The sequence below is a fragment of the Paraburkholderia sp. SIMBA_053 genome, from assembly GCF_046534895.1.
Lineage (GTDB): Bacteria > Pseudomonadota > Gammaproteobacteria > Burkholderiales > Burkholderiaceae > Paraburkholderia > Paraburkholderia caledonica.
Genome location: NZ_JAWRXU010000891.1, coordinates 1 through 264, shown reverse-complemented (window position 1 = coordinate 264; position 264 = coordinate 1). Strand labels below are relative to the sequence as shown.

The 264-nt window shown below is 63.3% G+C and carries 1 protein-coding gene; it reads right to left on the bottom strand.

What is annotated here, in order from left to right; genetic code table 11:
- Nucleotides 1–264, bottom strand: a 264-nt coding sequence (locus SB753_RS38180; RefSeq protein ID WP_410805308.1) for a dihydrodipicolinate synthase family protein, incomplete at both ends; no start/stop codon positions are given.

Below are 264 nucleotides of genomic sequence, written 5' to 3'. Positions count from 1 at the left end.
AGCATGTCGGCGTTAAGCTTCGAATTGGCGCGGTTGTAAATGATCACGCCCATGTTCGGCACCGACTTGCAGACTTCTTCGGCGTGCGCGGCGATGCCTTCCTGGCAGGCTTCCGTCAGATAGTGCGGCATCAGCAGAATGCCGTTTGCGCCGTGGCGCTCGGCTTCTTTCGCATACTCGATGGCGACGCGCGTCGGGCCGCCTGCGCCGGCCAGGATCGGCACCTTGCCCTTGCAGACTTCGGCTGCGGTGCGCACGACGTTC